The following is a 23,124-nucleotide window of genomic DNA, read 5'->3' as shown; positions in this document are numbered from 1 at the left end:
GGCTAGTGCGTCACGACGATGTCCGACAGGCCATGGCGGCGCGCCGCGGCAGCCAGGCGGCCATCGCGCTTGATGGCCGCCACGAACTCGTCGAGCCGCGCCAGCCAGCGTGCGTCGCCGCGCTTGACCGCATAGCCGTAGGGCAGCACGTGGAAGGGCTTGGGCGGCGCGACCAACCGGGCCCAGTCGGCGTTGTCGAGCAGCCGCCGGCTGTAGGGATAGTCGGTCATGAACACGTCCACGCGGCCGGCCTCCAGCTCCTGCTCGCGCGAGGCCGGCGGCTTGATGACGGCCATGCGCGCCTGCTTCAACGCATCGCGCATGACGGGCTCCATGAAGGTGCCGGCCTGCACTGCGACGACGACACCCGGCTGGTCGATGTCGGTCCAGCTGCGCACCGTGCGGCTGGCACGTGTCGTCACGCCGTAGACGTCGCTCTGCAGATAGGGCGCAGTGAAGGCCAGTTGCTCCATGCGGCTGGGCAATATGCCCACGGCGAACATCGCCACGTCGCAGCGGCCGGCGTTGAGATCGGTCACCAGCTGCGGGAACGACGACTCGACGTAATCGACGCGCGCCTTCAGCTCGCGGCCGAGCTCGGCCGACAGGTCGATGTCGATGCCGCTCAACTGCTCGGTGCGCGGGTTGCGGTAGGTGATGCCGTAGTAGTCGGGCCAGATACACACATGGAGCACGCCGCTGCTGCGCACATGCTCAAGCGTCTGCGCCCATGCGGCCGGCGCGGCCAGAGTCAGCGCCGCGAACGCGGCGAGCAGCCAACGGGCTGGGGTCATGGTCAGTCCTCTCATGGGCTGGGCTCAATCCAGCGCAGCCAGTTCATCGAAGCTGGGTGGATGGCGGTTGATGCGATCCCGGAGTTCGATCATCGCCGCGGCGTTGTCGATGAAGGCCTGGGCGATGCGCGGGTCGAAGGCCTTGCCGCACTGCTCGGCCAGCATGCCCAACGCCACGTCGTCCGTGAAGGCCTTGCGGTAGCAGCGGTCCATCGTCAGCGCATCGAAGAAGTCCACCACCGCGACGATGCGCCCGCACAGCGGGATCGCCTCGCCTGTGAGCTTGTGCGGGTAGCCGCTGCCATCCCACCGCTCGTGATGCGTCAGCGCCACGTCGGCGGCCAGATGGAAAAGCGGCACGCGCGAGCGGCCGAGGATGTGGGCGCCCATCTCGGCATGGCCGTTCATGACAGCCCGCTCCTCGGCCGTGTAGGTGCCTGGCTTCTTCAGGATGCCATCCGGGATGCCGATCTTGCCCACGTCGTGCATGGGCGCGGCGCGGCGCAGCATCGCGGCGAAGGCCGCCGGCTCGCCCAGCTGCAGGGCCAGCGCCTCGGCGAGATAGCCGATGCGCGCCATGTGCACGCCCGTGTCGTCGTCACGGAAGTCGGCCGCCAGCGCGAGGCGCAGCAGCGCCTCGTGGTGGGCGCGGGTGACTTCGCGCAGCGCCTCGTTGCGCTCGCAGTACATGCGGCGCAGGTCCACGACGATGCGCTCCATCTGCGCCATCGCGGCGGTGCCAAAGCGGCGATGGGGGATTCGCTTGCTCACGGGTCAGGCGCCCGTCCACATGTCGGCGATGCAGTCGATGAGCTGCAGCGGGCTGAACGGTTTGACAAGGTATAGATCGGCCCCGGCCTGCAGCCCGGCCTCGCGGTCCCCCGCCTGGCCACAGGCGCTGAGCATCATCACGCGCGGCACGGCGCCCACTGCGCCCCCCTTGAGCTGGCGGCAGGCTTCCATGCCGTTGACGCCACCGGGCATCATGACGTCCATCAGCACCAGGTCGGGCTGAAACTCCCGCGCCGCATCCAGCGCGGACGGGCCGTCGCAGGCCTCGCGCACGTCGTAATCCTCGAACTCCAACGTCAGGCGGATCAGCCGGCGGATGTCGTCATGGTCATCGACGATGAGGATCTTCTTCACGGCGGTCTTCCGGTCGTTGCGTTCCCGGAATTATCATTTGTATCAAATAAACCGTCCAGTACCTGCCGTGTGACTTCCGGCATGACTTCGGCGCCATCCCACCGTGAGCGCCGGGTGCGACGAACGCCAACGCGATTCGGCACGGCGCCGTCAGGCGCCGTGCCGAATCGCTTTTATCAAACAGTGCTTGGCGACGCAGGCACCAACGGCTCGTCAACGCGGCGCTGGCGCCGGCTGCGCCACGGCTACCGCTGCTTCCGGCTGCGGCAGCACCAGCCGGTTGTCCACACCACGCACGCCTTCCGGTGCGGCAGCAAGCACGCTGGCGCGCTCCTTGGCCGCGGCGTTCGGCGCCGGGCCGTCCAGCCGCACGACGCCGCTTTGCGTTGTGACATCGATGCGGGCGGCACTCAGCGCCGGGTCCACGGCCAGCGCGGCCTTGACCTTGGTGCTGATGCCGGCGTCGTCGATCGCCGTGCCGACGCCGGCCAGCGCCTCGCGGGAGGCCTCAGCCGCCGCGTCCTTCGACTGGGCGACGCTCTGCCCCGCCTCGTCGCCGAGGTGGCGCACGCGAGCCACCATGTCGTCGAGCTGCGTGCCGAGCGAGCGCGGGTCCTGCAGCGCCACGACGGCGACGAGCGCGATGGCCGCACCGGCACCCAGGGCCAGCAGCCAGGCAAGCACGCCGGCGGAACGACGGGCCTCCACGACGCGCACCGGCCCGCGAGGCCGGGGCGGCGCATCGGCCACACGCAGGCTGCCGTCCGGGTTCACGAGGGAACGGGGTTCACGAACACGAGAGAACCAGTGACGCAATGGCATGTCAATGCTCCAGACGTCGCGGCCGAGCGGAGCCTCGTCGGCTCCGGCCGGACGGCGCGGGTCAAGCCCGCGTCATCCAGTCGCTCAGCTCGTCCGCGTGCTCTTCTTCATCCGCCAGGATGTCTTCCAGCAGCCGACGCGTCGTGGAGTCCTTGTCGGCAATCAGCTGGATCATCTGGCGGTACGTTTCAACGGCCACCCGCTCGGCGATGAGGTTCGAGCGGATCATGTCCTTCAGGTCGTTGACCTCGTCGTAGCCGGCGTGGCTGCGCCCCAGCAGGCCTTCGGGGTTGAAGTCGGGCTCACCGCCCAGCTGCACGATGCGTTCAGCCAGCCGGTCAGCATGGCCCAGTTCCGCGTTGGCATGCACGAGGAATTCGTCCGCGATGGCGGGCGACTCCAGACCGGTGGCCATGTAGTGATGGCGGCGGTAGCGCAGAACGCAGGTCAGCTCGGTGGCCAACGCACCGTTCAGCAGCCGGACGATGTCGTCCCGCCATGGCCCGTAGGCCGGCGTGACGGCACCCTCGTCGAGGTCGCGGCGGGCAGCGTCAAGCGCCGCCTCATCCAGCTTCAGCGGGGTGCGGGCCTCAACCATTGCGGGCCACCACGAGCTGGTTGTCCACCGAGTGGACGCCGTCCACGGCCTTGGCTAGTGTCGTGGCACGCTGCTGCGAGGTCGCATCGGGCGCCGTGCCGGTCAGCGTGACGTGGCCGTTGTCGGCCTTCACGTCGATCTGCGTGGCCTTGAGCTTGTCGTCGGCGGCCAGGGAGGCGTTGATCTTCGTGACGATGGCGGCGTCGCCGACGGCGTCCGACGTGCGCGTGACGGCCTGCTCGACCTTGCTCTCGGCCTTGTCCATCGCCTCTCGGGCGTCCTGGCGGGCCTCGTTGCCGGCCTGCTTGGCCTCGGTGATGGCGCCATCGAGCTTCTGGCCGGCGGTGCGCTCGTCTTCATGCTTGCCGCAGGCGGCCAGCGCAGCGGCCAGTGCCAGGGCGCCGATCAACGGCAGGCGACGGGTGGAGGTGTGAATGCGGTTCATGGCTGTCCTTTCCCGGCTCTCGAGGTGGAAGATGGCGGTGAGCCGTTGCAGCAACTCTCGCCGTTCGTGCCCGCACAGGGCATCGGCAGCAGCGCTGATCGTCTGTCGGACAGAACCGACGGCCTCCCGGCCGTCGCTCACCGTCAGATGGCAGGGGCTTCGAGCGCGAGGCCGGCCAGCGCCCAGGCCTCGATGCCACCGCGCAGCACCCGCGCCTGGCGGCCGTGCGCCTTGAGCCACTGCGCCGCGCGCACGGCGGACGCATCGTCCGGGCAGGCGCAATAGGTGATGAACTGGGCCTGGTCGGGCCAACCCGACAGGCTGCCATCGCCGAGCGCGCCGAGGTCCAGGTGGCGCGCACCCGGGATGCGCTCACCATGCGGCAGGCCGCGCACATCGACCAGCACCACATCGCAGCCCTGCTTCAGCAGCGCGGCGACCTCGGCCGGGTCCAGCCGCTCGAAGCGGCGCATCTCGCGGCGCACCACGGCCCGTCGCCACAGGCGCCAGCCCAGGTAAGCCACCACCAGCACCGCCGCTAGCGCCAGAGCGACGCCGCCCAGCCGGCTCAGCGCACGCAGCAGGGCGTCGATCTGCTCATGGAAGACACGCCCCACCGCGATGGACACACCCGCCCACAACGCCGAGCCGAGCAGGTTCCAGCCCAGGAAGCGCTGCGTGCCCATGCCCAGCGCGCCGGCCAGCGGCGGCGCGAGGATGGACAGCCCCGGCACGAATTTGGCGATGACGAGCGTCAGCACGCCTCGGCGGGCGAAGCTGGCCTCGTTCTGGCGCACGCAGCTGTCCGGCGAGATGGAGATGCGGCACAGCGTGGTCAACACCCGCCGCCCCAGCCGCCGGCCTGCCCAGAACCACAGCGCGTTAGCCACCAGCGCAGCGAGCGTCGCGACTGCAAACGCACGCAGCGCGAAGCCGCTGCGTGCTGCCGACTCCACGCCCGCCAGCAAGAGCACCGGCGTGGATGGCAGCGGCGCGCCGAGCTGCTCCAGCAGCACGGCGAGCGCGACCGTAAAGAGGCCGTAGCGGGAGAACAGGTCGGAGATGTCCATGGCCCGCCAGCATAGTGGCGCCGGCTCGCCCGTGCCGGCGCAGGCCTACAGGCCGAGCTCGCTCAAACCCGGATGCTCGTCCGGCCGTCGGCCCAGCGGCCAGAAGAACAGCCGCGACGACTCAGGAATCGGCAGGTCGTTAATGCTCGCGAAGCGCCGCCGCATCAGGCCCTCGTCGGTGAACTCCCAGTTCTCGTTGCCGTAGCTGCGGTACCAGTGGCCGGAGTCGTCGTGCCACTCGTAGGCGAAGCGCACGGCGATGCGGTGTTCGGCAAAGGTCCACAGCTCCTTGATGAGCCGGTATTCCAGCTCCTTCGCCCACTTTCGCGTGAGGAAGGCATGCACCTGCTCCCGCCCCACCGGGAACTCGGCGCGGTTGCGCCAGACGGTGTCGTCCGTGTAGACGCCCACGACCCGGTCGGGGTCACGGCTGTTCCAGGCGTCTTCGGCAAGGCGGACCTTCTGAGTGGCGCTTTCAAGCGTGAACGGCGGCAGCGGCGGCTTCATGGTTTCAATACATCTTGTAGGGCAGGAACTTGCCGCTCATGACGATGCTGACCCGGTCACCCATTGCGTTGGCCTCGCGCTGCAGATCCATCTTGAAATCGATGGCGCTCATGATGCCGTCGCCGAACTCCTCGTGGATCAGTTCCTTGAACGTCGTGCCGTACACGCTGATCAGCTCGTAGAAGCGGTAGATCAGCGGGTCGGTCGGCACGCTGGTGGGCAGGCTGCCCTTGTACGGCACGACCTTGAGCCACTGGGCCTCGGCCTCCGTCAGGTCGAACAGTTTGGCCAGCTTGCCGGCCTGCTCGTCGTTGAAGGTCATCTGGCCGAGGCAGCCGGCGGTGACCCACTCCTTCGAGAGGCCGATCTCGGTGGCCACGTCGGCCCACTTCAGGCCCTTGGCCACCTTGGTGGCGATGATCTTTTCGGTGACTTCGAGGCGGCTCATGCGGTGCTCCTGTGGATGGCGGGGTGGGTGTCGAGGGGAATGATCTCGGCGGCCCCGGCCAAGCCGGGACGGACTTCGGGTGGATGCTCTGGCGCGCGGCCGTGCGACAGCTTGGCGCTGCGCTCGACGAGGAAATCGACGAGGTGGTTGCGGATGCGGTAGTACTGCGGGTCGTGATGCAGCGTGGCGCGCTGGCGGTCGCGAGGCATCGTGTTGACGACGATCTCGGCCACACGGGCCTGCGGGCCGTTGGCCATCAGCAGGATGCGGTCGGCCAGCAGGATGGCTTCGTCCACGTCGTGAGTGATCATGAAAATGGTCTGGCGCGTGGCGGCGCAGATCTTCAGCAGCTCATCCTGGATCGTGCCGCGCGTCAGCGCATCGAGCGCGCCGAAGGGCTCGTCCAGCAGCAGCATGCGAGGCTCGATGGCGAAGGCACGCGCGATGCCCACGCGCTGCTTCATGCCGCCGGAGAGCTGGCTGGGCTTCTTGTCCAGCGCCGGCGTGAGGCCCACGAGGGCGACGTACTTCTCGACCTGCGCATCGACCTGGGCGCGCTTCCATGCCGGCCACTTGCTGCGCACGGCGAACGCGATGTTCTGGCGCACGGTCAGCCACGGCATCAGCGCGTGGCCCTGGAAGACGACGCCGCGCTCCAGCCCCGGCGCATTCACCTCGCGCTGCGCCATGAACACATGGCCGCTGCTCGCCTGCTCCAGCCCGGCCAGTACGTTGAGGATGGTCGTCTTGCCGCAGCCGCTGTGGCCGATGATGCAGACGAACTCGCCCTCGGTCAGTGTGAAATTGACGCCGTCGAAGACGGTAGCGTCGCCATAGCGCTTGGCCAGCGCCTGGACCTGGACGAGGTCAGTCGGCATAGGTAATCGCCTTCTGGGCGCGCGCAAACAACAGGTCCAGCGCCATGCCGACGACGCCGATGACGAGGATGGCGAAGATGACGTTGGGCAGGCTCAGGTTGTTCCACTCGTTCCACACGAAGTAGCCGATGCCCGTGCCACCCACCAGCATCTCAGCGGCCACGATGACGAGCCAGGCAATGCCCATGCTGATGCGCATGCCCGTCAAGATGGTGGGCGCCGCAGCGGGAAGGATGACCTCGAACGCCCGGCGCAGCGGGCTCACCTCCAGCGTACGCGCCACGTTCAGCCATTCACGCCTTACGCCGGCCACGCCGAAGGCCGTGTTGATCAGCATGGGCCACAGGCTGCAGATGAAGATGACGAAGATGCCGCTCACGGCGGAATCCTTGATCGTGTAGAGCGCCAGCGGCATCCACGCGAGCGGCGAAATAGGCTTGAGCACCTGGATGAACGGGTCCAGCGCGCGGTAAACGAGTGGGCTCATGCCGATGACGAAGCCCAGCGGAATGGCCACCAGCGCTGCGCACAGATAGCCCAGGCCCACGCGGCCCAGCGAATAGCCCAGCTGCAGGCCGATGCCCTTGTCGTTGGGCCCGCGGTCGTAGAACGGCTCAGCCAGATGGCGGGCGATGACGTCGCCCATCTGCGCCGGCGTCGGGAACCCACTCTTGGCCGCCACCGGCGCCGCATCGACCGGCTTGCCCATCAGCTTGGCGTACTCGATCTGCTCCGGCGTCATCGCCGTCGCCGGCTTAAGCGCAGGGCCGCTGCCGAGCGTGGCGACGTGCCACACGCCCAGCAGGCAGCCCAGCAGCAGCAGCGACAGCAGGCCGGCGCGGAAGTTCAGGGACTTCCGCATGTCAGACGCGTTTGATGGCGAAGCTGCTCACGTAGGCCTCCGGCTTGGCGGGATCGAACTCCTTGCCCATGACCTTGAACTTCGGATAGCCGCCGGCCTTGTCATCCGGCACCGTGATATCCAACGCCTTCATATGCTTCCTCGCGTCCGTCAGCAGGAACACCTTCTCGGCGATCTGCCTGTAGTTCACGTCGCCCTTCACATAACCCCAGCGCTTCATCTGCGTCAGCATCCACACGGCCATGCTCTGCCAGGGCATGGGGTCGAAGTCGGCGCGGTCGGGCACCACCTTCACGTTGCCGAGACCATCGGCGAACTTGCCCGTCAGCACCTGGGCCACGACGGTTTCCGGCTGGTTCAGGTAGGCCTGCGGCGAGATGACCTTGGCGATGAGCTCGCGGTTCTTGGTCTGGCGTGCCATCGCGGCGGCCGTCAGTACGGCGCGGTATAGCGCAATGAAGGTATTCGGGTTCCTGGCGATGAACTCGCTGCTCGTGCCGAAGGCACAGCACGGATGCCCGTCCCACAGCTCCTTGGTCAGCAGGTGGATGAAGCCCACCTCCTCGAACACCGCGCGCTGGTTGAACGGGTCCGGGCCGAGGAAGCCGTCGATGTTGCCAGCGCGCAGGTTGGCCACCATCTCGGGGGGCGGCACGACGCGGATCTGGATGTCACGGTCCGGATCCAACCCGGCTTCCGCCACGTAGTAGCGCAGCAGAAAGTTGTGCATCGAGTACTCGAAGGGCACGGCGAACTTGAAGCCCTTCCAGTCCTTCGGGTCGCGCTTATCTTTGTGCTTCACGGCCAGCGTGATGGCCTGGCCGTTGGTGTTCTGGATGGTGGCCACGTTCATCGGCGTGGCCGGCGCACCGAGCCCCAGGCTGATGGCGATCGGCATGGGCGACAGGAAGTGCGTGGCGTCGTACTCCTTGTTCAGCATCTTGTCGCGGATGAGCGCCCAGCCGGCCGTCTTGACGACCTCCACGTTGAGTCCCTGCTTGCTGTAGAAGCCCAGCGGGTGGGCCATGATCAACGGCGTCGCGCAGGTGATGGGGATGAAGCCGATCTTCAGGTCCTTCTTCTCCAGCGGGCCCTTCTCCTGGGCCATGGCCTGCAGAGGCGCGAGGGGCAGCACGCTGGAGATGGCGGCCATCGCCGTGCCGCGGCCCACGGCCTTCAGGAAGCGGCGGCGCAGCGCGTCCTGCGGGAACAGCGCCTTCACCAGAGCAGCTTCGACAAAGCTGGCCGATTCGGCCTCGCCCTCGGCGTTCTCGCTGCGGCCGCGCAGCTCGGCCGCGGCATGGTCGGCGGGGCTGGCGTGCTGGCCGCAGCTGCAGCGCATCAGCAGCGGCCGATCGGCGTCGTAGGGGTCGTGGGTCATCGAGGGCTCCTGGGATGGGAGCCACTCTAGGAAGGACCGGCGCGCAGCGGGATCGTGGGATGGGGAGAGTTTTTGTAGGGCTGGCACTACGTGCCACACGGCCTACACCCGTAACACCGCGCGGAAGCCGCGAGCCGCGTAGTACGACCCCGCACCGTTGTGATAAGTAAACACCCGGCCATAGCGGCGGTCGCCGAACAGGGCTCCGCCGAGCCTGCGAACGTCCTCGGGCGTGGCGATCCAGCTGGAGGTCTTGAGGTCGAACTCACCGAGCAACTGGAGCGCAAGGTACTGGTCTTGGGACAGCAGCTCCACGCCCATCTCCGCAGCGAGCGCCGTCGCGCTGCCCTTTGGCTTGTTCTGCCTGCGCGACTCCCACGCTACCTGGTCGTAGCAGAGGCTGCGGCGCCCCGCGGGGCTTTCGGCGCTGCAGTCGCAGAACAGCAGCTCGCCCGTCGCGTCGTCTCGTCCGATGACGTCGGGCTCACCGCCCGAAGCTTCCATAGCAGCCAGCGCCTGCACGGCCTTGTCGTTGCCCTCCAGCACAGGCTGCACTGCTGCCCAGTCGAGGCCGGCGTGCCGTTCCCGGTGGCGCTCAAAGCGCGATCGAAGCAGCTCGATCAGGCTCTGCGATTGAGACGGAGTCATGGCGGGAGCCTCCCGGGAGCGGTTGCAGCCCACCGATGCTACGGGCGGGCGTCCCCCCCTGCGCTACAGCCGGCAGAAGCGGCTCTTTAACTTTGCTCCGTCCACCCGACATGCAGGCTCAACACACTCCGGAGCCTGTCCATGCTGCTCGCCTGCCCCCACTGCGGCACCCGCAACCGCGTCCCTGACCAACGCCTGGCCGACGACCCCAGTTGCGGCCACTGCGGCCAGCCCGTGGCGCCGCGCAAGCCGGTCGCCTTGGGCGACGCCGACATCGGCCCCTACCTGCAAGGCACCGAAGCACCGGTGCTCGTGGACTTCTGGGCGGCGTGGTGCGGGCCGTGCCGGTCGTACGCGCCGCAGTTCGAGCAACTCGCCGCCGCGCGGCCGGAGCTGCGCTTCGTGAAGGTGGACAGCGACGCCGCCCCGCGGTCGAGCGCCGCACTGCAGATCCGCAGCATCCCGACGACCGTGCTGTTCGTCGGCGGGCGCGAGGTCGCGCGACAGAGCGGCGCGATGTCAGCCGCGCAGCTCGGCGCCTGGGTGGACGACGCGTTGCGCTGACGCCGCCAACCGCCGCCCAACCGCAGGTCAGCCGCCGCTCGCCCCCGCGCGCGTGATCTGCACCTGAACTTCGCCCACGCCCGCGAACACATGCCGCGAGCGCTGGCCAATGCGGATGTCATGCACGCCGGTGATCATGCCGGTGGAGATCACATCGCCCGCCTTGAGCGTATGCCCCTGTTCGGCTCGTTTGTTCAGCGTGAAGGCCAGCGCCCCCAGCGGGCCGGGCTTGATCGCGACCTTGCCGGTGCCGACGGAGGCGCCATCGATGAAGGTCTCGACGTCGAGGGTCTCCAGCGTGTGCCAGTCGGCAATCTCCGGGCCGACGACGACGCCCCAGTTGTTGCCGAAGTCGGAGATGACCGCCCCCGGACCGATGTCGTTGAGCGTGGCCAGCGGGCTGCTGGCAACTTCCACGCCGATGTGCATGGACCTGACGAACGGCAGCACGGTGTCGGCCGTCCAGTCGGCCTTGCCGGCCGGCGCATCTTGCGCCACGACGATGACGACCTCAGCCTCCACCGCGGCGAAGCCGCCGTCGAACACCGGGCAGCTCGCCACCTCGCCGGCCGCCACGCGATGGATGTTGGCGGCGAAGGCCGGGCCGATGAGGCGCTCCTCGGGGAACTGCGCGGCAAACGCCGGGTTCACACGAGCCACCTTCCAGCCGGCCACGGCGTCGGGCCAGCCGGCGATGGCCGCAGCCTGGATCGCATAGGCCTCGGCCAGCGTGGCTGGCGGCGTGCCGGGATAGGCGGGCAGCGAACGGCCGGCGGCGCGGGCTGCGGTGAACTGGGCGGAGATGTCTTGGGCTGGGCTCATGGTGTGGGCTGCCGCGCCGCGGCGCGCGGGAGAGTGCGGCCGGCAATGTAACGCGACAGCCGGGGGGCACCGCCGCGACGAACGCTCAAGGCGATGATCGACCGCCGCCCTGCTCCATGCGCACTGCATACAGCGCCAGCTCCACGTCGTTGCGCACGCCGATCTTCTCGAGAACCCGGGCGCGGTAGGTGGAGACGGTGTTGGGCGACAGCACCAGTTGCTCGGCGATCTCGCCGACGCTGCGGCCGGCAGCCAGCAGTTGGAAGACCTGGTACTCGCGGTGCGACAGGCGCTCGTCGAGCGGCTGGCTGTCGTCCTGCGCCCGGCCACCGGCCCCGACGGCGCCTGCCAGCAGCTCGGCGACGCTGGGCGTGATGAAGAGCTTGCCGCGCGCGACGGTACGCACGGCGTCGATCATCTGCTCGCTGTCGGCGCTCTTGTTCAGGTAGCCGGCCGCGCCGAGCTTGAGGCTGCGCACGGCGTACTGGCGGTCCGGGTAGGTGGAGAGCATCAGCACCGGCAGCTTCGGGAACTCGGACTTCAGCGACTTCAGGATGTCCAGCCCGTCGCGCTGCGGCATGGCGATGTCGAGCAGCACGACGTCGATGCCGCCGGCACGCACCAACTGGATGGCGTCCGGCCCGTTGGCCGCCTCGCCGACGACCCGCAGGTCGTCGGCCTCCGCCAGCACCTGCTTGATGCCCTGGCGGACGATGAGATGGTCATCACAGATCAGGACGCGGATCATGCAGGCTCCAACGGCATGACGAGCCGTACAGTCGTGCCCCGGCCGGGAAAGCTCTCGATGCCCAGCCGGCCGCCGAAATGAGCCGCCCGCTCGCGCATGCCCAGCACGCCGTAGCTGCGCGGGTCGCTCAGTGCCTCCGGCGGCGCCCCCACGCCGTCGTCGCGCACCTGCAGGTAGAGCACCGGCGCGGGTGGCGCGTCCACGTCGATGCGGATGTCCACCTGGCGCGCCCGGGCGTGCCGGGCGACGTTGGACAGCACCTCCTGGAAGATGCGGAACACGGCGATGGCCAGACCGCCTTCGGGCGGCACGACGTCGGCCGCCACATGCATCTTGAAGCTGACCCGCCGCTCGTCGCTGCCGGCGAGCTGGAATTCCTGTGCCTGCCACTCCAGCGCAGCCCACAGACCCTGGTGGTCCAGGATGCTGGGCCTCAGGTCCGTGATGATGCGGCCCACCGACTCGACCGCCGTGTCCACCAGGCCGCCCATGCGCTGACATTTGCCCACCATGGGCTCACGCTGCGCTGGGTCGCCCACGCGGCGGGCCAGCCAGTCCACGTCCATCTTCAGCGCGACGAGCAGCGAGCCCAGCTCGTCGTGGATCTCGCGGGCGATGCGCTTGCGCTCGGTCTCGCGCACTGCCTCCAGGTGGTGGGCCAGCTCTCGCAGCTCGGCCGTGCGCTCGGCCACGCGCCGCTCCAGCTGCTCGTGGCTGGCGCGCAGCAGCGCCTCGGCTCGGCGGCGCGCGGAGATGTCGACGAAGGTAACGACGGCCCCCTGCACCTGGCCGCCCTCGATGACCGGGTAGCTGGAGTATTCGGCCGGGAACGAGCTGCCGTCGGCGCGCCACAGCACCTCGTCGTCGATGCGGCAGGGCTCGCCGCGGCGGAAGGCGTTGAAGATGGGGCAGTCGCACTCTGGGTAATGCGCGCCGTCCGCGCGCGAGTGGTGGATGAGCGCGTGCATGTTGCGGCCCAGCACCTCGTCCGTGTGCCAGCCCAGCGCCTCGCACGCCGCACGGTTGACGAAGGTGCAACAACCCGCCATGTCGATGCCGAAGATGCCTTCGCCGGTGCTCTCCAGCAGCAGCGCGGCGGTGGACGGGTGGTCGAAGGCGAACGGCATGTCATGAGGTTAGCAAGGCGCGGGCCCGGCTTTTGCACGTTCCGAATAAGGAAATAAGAAAACTGTCGTTCCTCGAATAAGAGAGTTTGGGCACGCTCGCGCCTTCGTTCATTCGACGGCCACGCCATGTCCTCCTTCCAGACCTCCCGCCGCGCGCTGCTCGCGCTGCTTGCCGCAAGCGCCGCGCTCCCCGCAGTGGCCGCCGACGCGACGCTGCTCAACGTCTCCTACGACGTGGCGCGCGAGCTGTACAAGCAGATCAACCCGGCATTCATCGCCGCGCAGAAGGCCAAGGGCCAGACGGTGATCGTCAACCAGAGCCATGGCGGCTCCAGCAAGCAGATCGGTGCCGTCATCGGCGGCCTGGAGGCCGACGTCGTGACGATGAACCAGGCCACCGACGTGGACCAGCTCGCCAGCAGCGGCCTGACGCCGGCCGACTGGCGCAGCCGCTTCCCGAACAACGCCGCGCCCTATTCGTCGACGATGACCTTCCTCGTCCGCAAGGGCAACCCCAAGGGCATCAAGGACTGGACCGACCTGGCCCGCCCCGGCGTGCAGGTCATCATTCCCAACCCCAAGGTCACCGGCAACGGTCGGTACAGCTACCTGGCCATCTGGGGCAGCGTCATCGCCAATGGGGGCAACGACGCCCAGGCGCGCGAGCTGGTCACCAAGGTGCTGGCCAACGTGCCCGTGCTGGACGGCGGCGGCCGCGGCGCCACCACGACGTTCACGCAGCGGGGCATCGGCGACGTGCTGGTGACTTTCGAGGCCGAGGTGGAGCTGATCGAGAATGAGTTCGGCAAGGGGCAGTTCGAGCAGGTCAACCCCAGCGTCTCCATCGAGACTGACGCGCCGGTGGCCCTCGTCGACAAGGTGACCGCCAAGAAGGGCACGGCGGCGCTCGCCAAGGCCTACCTCGACTTCCACTGGACACCCGAGGCACAGGAAATCATCGCGAAGAACAACTTCCGCCCGCGGGATCCGGCCATCTTCAAGAAGCACGCCCAGCGCTTCGCCAACATCAGGCTGTTTACGGTGGACCAGACGTTGGGCGGCTGGGCCAAGGTGGGCAAGACGCACTTTGCGGACGGCGGCACGTTCGATCAGGTGATGGCGAGTATCAAGCGTTGACCTCTCGCCGGGTCCCGCCCTGCTGAACGCAGGCGCGCCCAGTCGATCCCCCGAGGGGATGGCGATGCTCGCGGCTGCGAGCCACTCGCATATCGCCTCAGGCGGGCCGGCTTCGTAGCGGCCAAGCGCTCGACCCGCAATACACCACCAAACACAACCCTATGGCCTCGTTCTCACTAAGTAGACGACGCGTGCTCCCCGGCTTCGCGCCGACGCTGGGCTTCACGTTGTTCTACCTGTCGCTCATCGTGCTGGTGCCGCTGACCGCGGTGTTCCTGAAGTCGTCCGGCCACGGCTGGGATGCCTTCTGGGCTGCGGCCACGTCGCCGCGCGTCATGGCGTCGTACAAGCTCAGCTTCGGCGCCTCACTGCTGGCCGCGATCGTCAACCTGTTCTTCGGGCTCATCCTCGCCTGGTGCCTCGTGCGCTATGAGTTCCCCGGCAAGAGGCTGGTGGACGCGCTGATCGACCTGCCATTCGCGCTGCCCACGGCCGTGGCCGGCATCGCGCTGACCGCCCTCTACGCGCCCAACGGCTGGGTCGGTTCGCTGTTCGCACCGGGCGGCAAGCTCGCACCGCTGTTCGGTGAGGCCGGGCTCAAGATCGCGTTCACGCCGCTGGGCGTGTTGCTGGCGCTGATCTTCATCGGCCTGCCATTCATCGTGCGCACGGTGCAGCCGGTGCTTGAGGACATGGAAACCGAGCTGGAGGAAGCCGCCGCGTCGCTCGGCGCCAGACGCTGGACGACCTTCCGCTTCGTCGTGCTGCCCACGGTGCTGCCCGCGCTGCTGACCGGCTTCGCGCTGGCCTTCGCGCGAGCGGTGGGCGAGTACGGTTCGGTCATCTTCATCGCGGGCAACATCCCGCTGGTCAGCGAGATCACGCCACTGATGATCATCTCCAAGCTGGAGCAGTACGACTATGTCGGCGCCACGGCCATCGCGGCGGTGATGCTGGTGGTCAGCTTCCTGCTGCTGCTCGTCATCAACGGGCTGCAGGCCTGGAGTTCGCAGCGAGGCACACGCAAATGAGCGCCGCCCTTCACGTCGCCCCGGCCCGCGCCCGGGCCAAGTACGAGGACAACCCCGCCACGCGGGAGGCGCCGTGGGTGCGCTTCACGCTGCTGGCGCTGGGCCTGGGCTTCTTCGCCGTTTTCCTGCTGCTGCCGCTGGTGGCCGTCTTCACCGAGGCGCTGCGCAAGGGCTGGGAGCTGTATTTCGCTGCGCTGACCGAAGCCGACACGACCTCGGCCATCCAGCTGACGCTGACAGCCGCAGCCATCGCCGTGCCGCTGAACCTCGTGTTCGGCGTCAGCGCGGCCTGGCTCATCGCCAAGCACAACTTCCCCGGCAAGCAGATCCTCATCACGCTGATCGACCTGCCCTTCTCCGTTTCGCCCGTCGTAGCCGGCCTGATGTACGTGCTGATCTTCGGCGCGCAAGGCTGGTTCGGCCCGTGGCTGCAGGCGCATGATGTGAAGATCATCTTCGCCGTTCCGGGCATCGTGCTGGCCACGGTCTTCGTCACGTTCCCGTTCGTCGCGCGCGAGCTGATCCCGCTGATGGAGGCGCAGGGCAAGGACGAGGAGGAAGCCGCCACGGTGCTGGGCGCCAGCGGCTGGCAGACCTTCCGCCGCGTGACGCTGCCCAACATCAAGTGGGGTCTGCTGTACGGCGTCATCCTGTGCAACGCGCGGGCCATGGGCGAGTTCGGCGCCGTGTCGGTCGTCTCAGGCCACATCCGCGGCATGACGAACACGTTGCCGCTGCACGTCGAGATTCTCTACAACGAATACCAGTTCTCCGCCGCGTTCGCGGTGGCGTCGCTGCTGGCGCTGCTCGCGCTGGTGACGCTGGTGATCAAGCAACTCATCGAGTGGCGTGCTAGCCAGTCGACCAAGGAAGCGTCCTGACTCGACGCAATCATCCATTCGAGCGGGCCGAGCGCCGGGCCGCTCCCAAGCCAGCCCGCACCCCCTCGGGGGATCGGCTGGCGTACTCGCCAGACGAGGGGTAGACATATGGGCATCGAAGTCCAGAACATCCACAAGAGCTTCGGCAACTTCACGGCGCTGGGCGATGTGTCGCTCGACTTCCCGCGCGGCGAGCTGGTCGCTCTGCTAGGCCCGTCGGGCTGCGGCAAGACGACGCTGCTGCGCATCATCGCCGGCCTGGAGACTGCCGACCGCGGCCGTGTGCTGCTGGACGGGCAGGATGCCTCCGACACGCATGTGCGCGAGCGCCAGGTGGGCTTCGTGTTCCAGCATTACGCGCTGTTCCGCCACATGACGGTGTTCGACAACGTCGCGTTCGGCCTGCGCGTGAAGCCGCGCAAGCAGCGCCTGCCCGAGTCGGAGATCAAGAAGCGCGTCACCGAGCTGCTGAAGCTCGTGCAACTGGACTGGCTGGGCGACCGCTTCCCGCCGCAGCTGTCCGGCGGCCAGCGCCAGCGCATCGCGCTGGCCCGCGCGCTGGCCGTCGAGCCGCGCGTGCTGCTGCTGGACGAGCCCTTCGGCGCGCTGGACGCCAAGGTCCGCAAGGAGTTGCGCCGCTGGCTGCGCCGGCTGCATGACGAGCTGCACATCACCAGCATCTTCGTCACGCACGACCAGGATGAAGCGCTGGAAGTGGCCGACCGCATCGTGCTGATGGACCACGGCCGCGTGGAACAGGTCGGCACGCCGCAGGAGGTCTACGAGCGCCCGGCCACGCCGTTCGTCTACGGCTTCCTCGGCGCGGTCAACCGTTTCGTGGGCCAGTCCCGCGGCGGCGTGCTGCACATCGGCGAGCACCAGCTGCCGCATGCCGGCGCCCACGGTGATGGCGAGGTGCAGGCCTACGCGAGGCCGCATGAGCTGCAGATCGCGACGGACGAGTCCGCACCCGGTCTTGCGGCCACCGTGGAGCGCGTGCTGTCCTTCGGTGCCAGCGCCCGCGTGGAGCTGGTCGGGCCGGACGGCCAACCGCTGGAAGCGGAGCTGACGCGCGACGAGGCCGAAGCACTGCGGCTGCAGAGCGGTCAGCGGGTGAAGCTGAGCGCCGCCCGGTTGAGCCTGTTCGAGGCCGGCGCCGGCATTTGAGAAACGTCTGCGACCACGGACGGTGGCCAGTCATCTTAGGGAGGGATGACGGCTTTCCGGCCGCGAATGCGTAATACCTGATACGGGCCCCTATGGCCGGTCCGCCATTCAGGAGGCATCGTGGACCGAATCCTGCGTCTCTTCATCCCGCCCATCGCCAGCCTCGCGGTCCTTGCCGGCAGCCCCCCGTCCTGGAGCGTCGAACGGCCCGTGCCGGCAGCGTCGTCGGCCAGCAGCCCCGTGCGGTTGCAAGGCAAGGGGCCGCTGCGCTTCGATCCGCCTGCCGCCGGCCCGCGACGGGCGGAGGCGGACTACCAGTCCTGCAGCAACCAGCCGTCGCCCGACGGCCTGGCTGACGACTGCCACGCACTGCTGGACAAGCCGGTGCACCGACCTCGTCGCTGATATGCGGACTCCGCATGGCCTGCTGTGAATCCCTTCGTTCCGGGCCGATGAGGCGGTGAGCACACTGGGGACTCCCATCCCAAGGAAGTCCGCCATGACGATCACCGCCATCAACGTCCGCAACCAGTTCCGCGGCACCATCAAGGAAATCATCGAAGGCCCGGTCGTCTCGGAGGTCGACGTCCTCACACGCAGCGGCGACCTCGTCACCTCCGTCATCACGACACGCTCGGTCAAGGAGCTCGGGCTTGAAGTCGGCCGCGAGGTGGTGGCCCTCGTGAAGTCCACCGAGGTGTCCATCGCCACCCTGTGACCGGGAGCAGGCCATGCCCTACAGCCCACCGCGCCTCCTCATCATCCCGGGTCTACACGACAGCGGCCCGGCCCACTGGCAGACCTGGCTGCAAGGCCAGTACCGCGACGCCCGGCGCGTCACGCAGCGCGACCCGAGCAAGCCCGAGCTGGAGCGCTGGGCCGAGCGCATCCAGCGCTCGCTGGAAGTGGCCGCGACATCGGATGGACGAGGCGAGTGGCTGGCCATCGCGCACAGCTTCGGCTGCCTGGCGCTCGCCCGGCACCTCGCCGACCACCCGGACTCGCCCATCCGCGAGGCGCTGTTCGTCGCGCCGGCCGAGCCGGACAAATTCGGCATTGCCGAGTCGCTGCCGCATCAGCGGCTGCACTGCCGCGCTCGCCTGCTCGCCAGCAGCAACGACCCGTGGATGAGCGCTGCCAGCGCCGCCCGTTGGGCCCACCGCTGGGGCGCCAGCTTCAGCAACCTCGGCGCGGTAGGCCACATCAATGCCGAGGCCGGCTTCGGGCCACTGCCAGTGGCCAAGGCCTGGGTGGACGCCGCCCGCGCGCGCCACGCCGCGGAGCACCGGCCGCGGCACGCCGATTTCCGCGAGTGGGCTTTCGCCGTGTAATCGTCCACCGGCGGCCGCCGCGATCAGCCCAGCGCCGACCTGAAGGCCGCCAACGTCCGCTCCCACGCCAGCTGCGCCGCCGCGGCGTCGTAACGCGGTGTCGTGTCGTTGTTGAAGCCGTGCTGCGTGCCGGCGTAGGTCCAGGCCTCGTAGCGCACACCCGCCGCCTTCAACGCGGCCTCGTAGGCCGGCCAGGCGGCGTTGATGCGCTCGTCGTTCGCCGCGAAATGCAGCAACAGCCGCGCCTTGATGCGTGGCACGTCGTCCAGCGCCGGCGCACCGCCGTAGAACGGCACGGCCACCGCAACCTCCGGCACCTGCGTGGCGATATGGTTGGCCAGCGAGCCGCCGTAGCAAAAACCCACGACGCCGACCCTGCCATTGGCCGCCGGCAGCGACAGCAAGCCACGTGCTCCGGCCACGATATCGGCGCGTGCCTTGGCCGGGTCGAGCCTGGCGAACAGCTCGCGTGCCTTGTCCTCGTCGCCGGGATAGCCCCCCAGCGGCGCCAGCGCATCGGGCGCGTAGGCGACGTAACCGGCGAGCGCCACGCGGCGGGCGATGTCCTCGATGTGCGGGTTCAGGCCGCGGTTCTCGTGCACAACCAGCACGGCAGGCAGCTGGCCCGATGCGCCGGCTGGCCTGACAAGATAGCCCTGCACCTCGCCACTACCCTGAGGCGACGGGAAGGCCTGGCGACGCGTGACCAGCCGCGGATCGTCGGGCGAGACCTTCTGCGCCGAGGCGAAGTCGGGGCTCAACGCTGCCAGCAGCGCGGCGGCGCCGGCAGGCCCGCCGGTGAACGCGGCGGCCTGCTCAAGCAAACCGCGGCGGCTCAGGTCGCCATGCACATAGCGGTCGAACAGCGGCCAGGCCTGCGGCGGAATGGGCTTATTCATGGATGCGCTCCTGAAAGGATGACCGACTGTAGGCGTCGCCAACCCGTGCCACGCCACCATGAAGTGCATAACGATATGGCGATTCATTCGACGACAGATGAAGCGGTCCTTCGCAGAATCGCCGCGCATGAACTTCCAGCAACTCCGCTCCGTCCGCGAGGCCCAGCGCCGCGGCTTCAACCTGACCGAGGTGGCGCAGGCCCTGCACACGTCGCAGCCGGGCGTCAGCCGGCAGATCCGCGAGCTGGAGGATGAACTGGGCATCGAGCTGTTCGTGCGCGTGGGCAAGCGGCTGACCGGACTCACCGAACCGGGCGAGCAGGTGCTGCCGGTCATCGAGCGCCTCTTGCTGGAGGCCGAGAACCTCAAGCGTGCGGCCGACGACTTCGCCCAGGCGGGCAGCGGCCGGCTGCGCATCGCCGCCACGCACAGCCAGGCGCGCTACGCACTGCCGCCGGCGGTGAGGGACTTCCGCGCGCACCATCCCGACGTGGTGCTGCACCTGCAGCAGGGCTCACCGCAGCAGATCGCGCGGCTGCTCATCGACGGCGAGGCCGATGTGGGCATCGCGACCGAGGCGCTCGCGCAGTACCCGGAACTCGTGGCCCTGCCCTGCTACCGCTGGACGCACTCGGTCGTCGTGCCGCCGGGCCATCCGCTGCTGGAAGGGCCTTTGACGCTGGCGCGGCTCGCGCAGTTCCCCATCGTCACCTACGAGCCAGGCTATACCGGCCGCTCGCACATCGACGCGGCGTTTACCGCCGCCCAGCTCACGCCGCACATCGTGCTCAGTGCGATGGACGCCGACGTCATCAAGACCTACGTGGAACTGGGCCTGGGCGTGGGCATCGTGGCCTCCATCGCGTTCGACGAGGAGCGCGACCGCCACCTCAGCGCGATCGACGCGCGTCATCTCTTCGAAGACAACATGACCCGCCTGGCCGTGCGCCGCAGTGCCTACCTGCGCGACTACGTGTACGAGTTCATCCAGACCTTTGCCCCGCCGCTCAAGCGCGAGGCCGTGGACGCGGCGCGCCACGAGCAGCCCGGAGCCGGCGGCGGCGAGCCCGAGCTGGCGTGGTCGAAAGCCGCATGAGCTTGCTCCGTCTTCTTCCTTCACCGCATCCCCGCCCATCCCTAGAGTGAACCGCTCCACCACCCACTAGAACCCATGCGCCGACTTCTCACCGCCCTCTCCCTCGCCATCGCCGCCACCGGCTCAATGGCCGCCACGTCGCTGCTGAACGTCTCGTACGACCCGACGCGCGAGCTCTACCAGGACTTCAACAAGGCCTTCGCCGCCCAGTGGAAGGCCAAGACCGGCGAAGTGCTAGACATCAAGGCCTCTCACGGCGGCTCCGGCAAGCAGGCCCGCTCGGTCATCGACGGCCTGGAGGCCGACGTGGTGACGCTGGGCCTGGGCTACGACGTCGACGCCATCGCCGACAAGGGCCTGCTGGGGCTGGACTGGCAGAAGAAGCTGCCCAACAACGCCACGCCGTACACGTCCACCATCGTTTTCCTCGTGCGCAAGGGCAACCCCAAGCACATCGCCAACTGGCCGGACCTGGCACGCTCGGGCGTGGAGGTCATCACGCCCAACCCCAAGACCAGCGGCGGCGCGCGCTGGAACTACCTGGCCGCCTGGGGATATGCCATCAAGCAGCCCGGCGGCACGGCGGCCTCGGCCAAGGACTTCGTCAAGCGCATCTACGCCAACACCAAGGTGCTGGACTCCGGCGCCCGCGGCTCCACGACGACCTTCGTCGAGCGCGGTATCGGCGACGTGCTGATCGCCTGGGAGAACGAGGCCTATCTGGCGGTCAAGGAGCTCGGCCCGGACAAGTTCGAGATCGTCACGCCCAGCATCTCCGTGCTGGCAGAGCCGCCGGTGGCCGTGGTCGACAAGGTCGTCGACAAGCGCGGCACGCGCAAGCAGGCCCAGGCCTACCTGGAGTACCTCTACTCGCCGGAAGGCCAGGAGATCGCCGCGAAGAACTACTACCGCCCGCGTGACCCAAAGGTCGCCGCCAAGTACGGCAAGCAGTTCGCGCCGGTCAAGCTGTTCACGATCGACGAGGTGTTCGGCACCTGGCGCCAGACACAGAAGACGCACTTCGACGACGGCGGCGTGTTCGACCAGATCTACACGCCCGGCGCGAAGTGACCCGCGCCCGGCGGCTTCGGCCGCCGGAAGACGCAAAGACGGGCCGCGGCGCGGCCGGTTGTGAAGTCTTGTTGCACGGGTCAACGCCGCCTCGACAGCTGACGTTGTGCGGCCTCATCATGAGGCCGCCATGCGAATCAACCTCCTCGCCACCGCCCTGATCCTGAGTCTCGCCGGCTGCGCCAGCGGCCCGCCGCCGGCAGCCCCGGGCGGCAGCGCGGCCCAGGATGCGCTGTGGCTGGACCGCCTCAGCTGGGGCGCCAGCAGCGCCGACCTCGCCGCGGTGCGCCGCTCGGGTCGCGCCACCTGGCTGGACGCCCAGCTCCAGCCCGGCGCGCCGGCCGCGCTGCCCGGGGCGGCGCAGGCACAGATCCAGGCGCTGGTCATCACCCAGCAGCCGCTGCCGGTCCTCGTGCAGCAGATGGAGGCCCAGCGCAAGGCGGCCGATGCGCTGACCGACGACACCGCCAAGGCCGAGGCGCAGAAGGCTTACCAGCAGGCCTTGACGAAGCTGGCCCGCGAGGCCTCGGCCCGCCAGCTGCTGCAGGCGCTGTACTCGCCGAACCAGCTGCAGGAGCAGATGACGTGGTTCTGGTTCAACCACTTCAACGTGCACCAGTACAAGAGCAATCTGCGCGTGATGGTGGGCGACTACGAGCAGGGGCTGCGCCAGCGCGCGCTGGGCCGCTTCCGTGACCTGCTCGGCTACACCGCCCGCCACCCGGCCATGCTGCGCTACCTCGACAACGAGCAGAACGCCGCCAACCGCATCAACGAAAACTACGCCCGCGAGTTGCTTGAGCTGCACACGCTGGGCGTGGGTGGCGGCTACAGCCAGCACGACGTGCAGGAGCTGGCCCGTGTGCTGACCGGCCTGGGCGTGAACCTGACCGACACGAAACCCAAGCTTAAGCCCGCGCAGGAGGCGCTGTACCACCGCGATGGCCTGACCGAGTTCAACCCGGCGCGGCACGACTTCGGCGAGAAGACGCTGCTGGGCATCACCGTGAAGGGCCAGGGCGAGGCCGAGCTGGACCAGGTGCTGGACCTGCTCGCCCGCCACCCCAGCACGGCGCATTACGTGTCCCGCAAGCTGGCGCAGTACTTTGTCGCCGACGAACCGCCGCCCGCGCTGGTGGAGCGCATGGCCGAACGCTGGTTGCAGAGCGACGGCCGCATCGGCGACGTGCTGCGCGCGATGGTCGCGTCGCCGGAGTTCGAGGCGTCCCTCGGCCGCAAGTTCAAGGACCCGACGCACTACGTCGTCTCCGCAGTGCGGCTGGCCTACGCCGACAAGGTGGTGCTGAACACAGGCCCGATGATCGGCTGGCTCTACCGGCTGGGCCAGGCGCCCTACAACCGGCAGACGCCCGACGGGTATGCGCTCGACGAAAGCGCCTGGGCCGGCCCGGGCCAGATGACGACACGCTTCGAGATCGCCCGCGCCATCGGCAGCGGCAGCGCAGGGCTGTTCAAGGTCGAGGGCGAGGCCAAGGACCGCCCGGCCTTCCCGCAGATTGCCAACCCGCTGTACTACGAAGGCATCGCGCCCCGGCTGGCCACCGCCACGCAGCAGGCGCTGGCGCAGGCCACCTCGCCGCAGGAATGGAACACCTACCTGCTCGCCTCCCCGGACTTCATGCACAGGTGA

28 protein-coding genes are annotated in these 23,124 nt (G+C 68.6%); 11 read left to right on the top strand and 17 right to left on the bottom strand.

What is annotated here, in order from left to right; translation table 11 throughout:
• Positions 1–2: 2 nt before the first annotated feature.
• The 13 genes from LXT13_RS20280 to LXT13_RS20220 all read right to left on the bottom strand — a co-directional run bounded on the left by LXT13_RS20280 (position 3) and on the right by LXT13_RS20220 (position 9,599).
• Entirely contained in the window at positions 3–794 is a 792-nt protein-coding gene (locus LXT13_RS20280) for an ABC transporter substrate-binding protein (RefSeq protein ID WP_233373868.1), read from the bottom strand.
• A 24-nt stretch (positions 795–818) separates the two neighbouring features.
• The gene (locus LXT13_RS20275) at positions 819–1,514 is read right to left on the bottom strand and encodes an HD-GYP domain-containing protein (RefSeq protein WP_233373992.1); all 696 of its coding nucleotides are present in this window, start codon (positions 1,512–1,514) and stop codon (positions 819–821) included.
• Between the two features lie 54 nt (positions 1,515–1,568).
• Positions 1,569–1,940, bottom strand: a complete 372-nt coding sequence (locus LXT13_RS20270) for a response regulator transcription factor (RefSeq protein ID WP_233373867.1) — start codon at positions 1,938–1,940, stop codon at positions 1,569–1,571.
• 213 nt (positions 1,941–2,153) lie between these two features.
• Positions 2,154–2,762: a BON domain-containing protein gene (locus LXT13_RS20265; RefSeq protein ID WP_233373866.1), complete on the bottom strand. Its 609-nt coding sequence runs from the start codon at positions 2,760–2,762 to the stop codon at positions 2,154–2,156.
• 61 nt (positions 2,763–2,823) lie between these two features.
• Positions 2,824–3,360, bottom strand: a complete 537-nt coding sequence (locus LXT13_RS20260; RefSeq protein WP_233373865.1) for a ferritin-like domain-containing protein — start codon at positions 3,358–3,360, stop codon at positions 2,824–2,826.
• Positions 3,353–3,805, bottom strand: a complete 453-nt coding sequence (locus LXT13_RS20255; protein ID WP_233373864.1) for a BON domain-containing protein — start codon at positions 3,803–3,805, stop codon at positions 3,353–3,355. Before LXT13_RS20255 ends, LXT13_RS20260 begins: the two co-directional genes overlap by 8 nt.
• A gap of 143 nt (positions 3,806–3,948) precedes the next feature.
• Positions 3,949–4,875 (bottom strand): VTT domain-containing protein, encoded by a 927-nt coding sequence (locus LXT13_RS20250; protein WP_233373863.1) that lies wholly within the window; start codon positions 4,873–4,875, stop codon positions 3,949–3,951.
• A gap of 45 nt (positions 4,876–4,920) precedes the next feature.
• Positions 4,921–5,382, bottom strand: coding sequence for a nuclear transport factor 2 family protein (locus tag LXT13_RS20245; protein WP_233373862.1), 462 nt, complete (start codon positions 5,380–5,382; stop codon positions 4,921–4,923).
• 4 nt (positions 5,383–5,386) lie between these two features.
• The gene (gene cynS, locus LXT13_RS20240) at positions 5,387–5,830 is read right to left on the bottom strand and encodes a cyanase (protein ID WP_233373861.1); all 444 of its coding nucleotides are present in this window, start codon (positions 5,828–5,830) and stop codon (positions 5,387–5,389) included.
• Entirely contained in the window at positions 5,827–6,708 is an 882-nt protein-coding gene (locus LXT13_RS20235) for an ABC transporter ATP-binding protein (protein WP_233373860.1), read from the bottom strand. The genes cynS and LXT13_RS20235 overlap by 4 nt, the downstream gene beginning before the upstream one ends.
• Entirely contained in the window at positions 6,698–7,570 is an 873-nt protein-coding gene (gene ntrB / locus LXT13_RS20230) for a nitrate ABC transporter permease (protein WP_233373859.1), read from the bottom strand. The genes LXT13_RS20235 and ntrB overlap by 11 nt, the downstream gene beginning before the upstream one ends.
• Before the next feature lies 1 nt (position 7,571).
• Complete coding sequence (locus tag LXT13_RS20225) at positions 7,572–8,951, bottom strand: CmpA/NrtA family ABC transporter substrate-binding protein (RefSeq protein ID WP_233373858.1); 1,380 nt, start codon at positions 8,949–8,951, stop codon at positions 7,572–7,574.
• A 102-nt stretch (positions 8,952–9,053) separates the two neighbouring features.
• A complete protein-coding gene (locus LXT13_RS20220) occupies positions 9,054–9,599 on the bottom strand; it encodes a DUF4256 domain-containing protein (RefSeq protein WP_233373857.1) in 546 nt (181 codons plus the stop codon).
• 141 nt (positions 9,600–9,740) lie between these two features.
• Between LXT13_RS20220 and trxC the strand changes: the two genes are divergently transcribed.
• A complete protein-coding gene (gene trxC / locus LXT13_RS20215) occupies positions 9,741–10,163 on the top strand; it encodes a thioredoxin TrxC (RefSeq protein ID WP_233373856.1) in 423 nt (140 codons plus the stop codon).
• Positions 10,164–10,190: 27 nt separating this feature from the next.
• Here trxC and LXT13_RS20210 read toward each other — a convergent pair whose 3' ends face one another.
• The 3 genes from LXT13_RS20210 to LXT13_RS20200 form a co-directional block, all read right to left on the bottom strand.
• Entirely contained in the window at positions 10,191–10,985 is a 795-nt protein-coding gene (locus LXT13_RS20210) for a hypothetical protein (RefSeq protein WP_233373855.1), read from the bottom strand.
• Between the two features lie 85 nt (positions 10,986–11,070).
• Positions 11,071–11,733 (bottom strand): response regulator, encoded by a 663-nt coding sequence (locus LXT13_RS20205; RefSeq protein ID WP_233373854.1) that lies wholly within the window; start codon positions 11,731–11,733, stop codon positions 11,071–11,073.
• Positions 11,730–12,860 carry a PAS domain-containing sensor histidine kinase gene (locus tag LXT13_RS20200; protein WP_233373853.1) on the bottom strand — a complete coding sequence of 377 codons (1,131 nt, stop codon included), beginning with the start codon at positions 12,858–12,860 and terminating at the stop codon, positions 11,730–11,732. Before LXT13_RS20200 ends, LXT13_RS20205 begins: the two co-directional genes overlap by 4 nt.
• A 126-nt stretch (positions 12,861–12,986) precedes the next feature.
• Here LXT13_RS20200 and LXT13_RS20195 point away from each other — a divergent pair, with 126 nt between their 5' ends.
• The 7 genes from LXT13_RS20195 (at position 12,987) to LXT13_RS20165 (ending at position 18,407) form a co-directional block, all read left to right on the top strand.
• Positions 12,987–13,997 (top strand): sulfate ABC transporter substrate-binding protein, encoded by a 1,011-nt coding sequence (locus tag LXT13_RS20195; protein ID WP_233373852.1) that lies wholly within the window; start codon positions 12,987–12,989, stop codon positions 13,995–13,997.
• Between the two features lie 161 nt (positions 13,998–14,158).
• Positions 14,159–15,028: a sulfate ABC transporter permease subunit CysT gene (gene cysT, locus LXT13_RS20190; protein ID WP_233373851.1), complete on the top strand. Its 870-nt coding sequence runs from the start codon at positions 14,159–14,161 to the stop codon at positions 15,026–15,028.
• On the top strand, positions 15,025–15,909 hold the full coding sequence (cysW, locus tag LXT13_RS20185; protein ID WP_233373850.1) for a sulfate ABC transporter permease subunit CysW: 885 nt from the start codon (positions 15,025–15,027) through the stop codon (positions 15,907–15,909). Before cysT ends, cysW begins: the two co-directional genes overlap by 4 nt.
• A gap of 108 nt (positions 15,910–16,017) precedes the next feature.
• Positions 16,018–17,076 (top strand): sulfate/molybdate ABC transporter ATP-binding protein, encoded by a 1,059-nt coding sequence (locus LXT13_RS20180; protein ID WP_233373849.1) that lies wholly within the window; start codon positions 16,018–16,020, stop codon positions 17,074–17,076.
• 120 nt (positions 17,077–17,196) lie between these two features.
• Positions 17,197–17,481 (top strand): hypothetical protein, encoded by a 285-nt coding sequence (locus LXT13_RS20175; RefSeq protein WP_233373848.1) that lies wholly within the window; start codon positions 17,197–17,199, stop codon positions 17,479–17,481.
• Positions 17,482–17,575: 94 nt separating this feature from the next.
• Positions 17,576–17,794 (top strand): TOBE domain-containing protein, encoded by a 219-nt coding sequence (locus LXT13_RS20170; RefSeq protein ID WP_233373847.1) that lies wholly within the window; start codon positions 17,576–17,578, stop codon positions 17,792–17,794.
• A gap of 13 nt (positions 17,795–17,807) precedes the next feature.
• Complete coding sequence (locus LXT13_RS20165) at positions 17,808–18,407, top strand: RBBP9/YdeN family alpha/beta hydrolase (protein ID WP_233373846.1); 600 nt, start codon at positions 17,808–17,810, stop codon at positions 18,405–18,407.
• A gap of 23 nt (positions 18,408–18,430) precedes the next feature.
• Here LXT13_RS20165 and LXT13_RS20160 read toward each other — a convergent pair whose 3' ends face one another.
• The gene (locus tag LXT13_RS20160) at positions 18,431–19,306 is read right to left on the bottom strand and encodes a dienelactone hydrolase family protein (protein WP_233373845.1); all 876 of its coding nucleotides are present in this window, start codon (positions 19,304–19,306) and stop codon (positions 18,431–18,433) included.
• Positions 19,307–19,433: 127 nt separating this feature from the next.
• Here LXT13_RS20160 and LXT13_RS20155 point away from each other — a divergent pair, with 127 nt between their 5' ends.
• From LXT13_RS20155 to LXT13_RS20145, 3 genes are all read left to right on the top strand, one after another.
• A complete protein-coding gene (locus LXT13_RS20155; protein ID WP_233373844.1) occupies positions 19,434–20,402 on the top strand; it encodes a CysB family HTH-type transcriptional regulator in 969 nt (322 codons plus the stop codon).
• A gap of 75 nt (positions 20,403–20,477) precedes the next feature.
• Positions 20,478–21,473, top strand: a complete 996-nt coding sequence (locus LXT13_RS20150) for a sulfate ABC transporter substrate-binding protein (protein ID WP_233373843.1) — start codon at positions 20,478–20,480, stop codon at positions 21,471–21,473.
• Positions 21,474–21,603: 130 nt separating this feature from the next.
• Complete coding sequence (locus LXT13_RS20145; protein WP_233373842.1) at positions 21,604–23,124, top strand: DUF1800 domain-containing protein; 1,521 nt, start codon at positions 21,604–21,606, stop codon at positions 23,122–23,124.

The sequence above is a fragment of the Pelomonas cellulosilytica genome, assembly GCF_021353265.1.
Classification (GTDB): domain Bacteria; phylum Pseudomonadota; class Gammaproteobacteria; order Burkholderiales; family Burkholderiaceae_C; genus Pelomonas; species Pelomonas cellulosilytica.
This window is presented reverse-complemented; position numbering and strand designations above follow the sequence as displayed.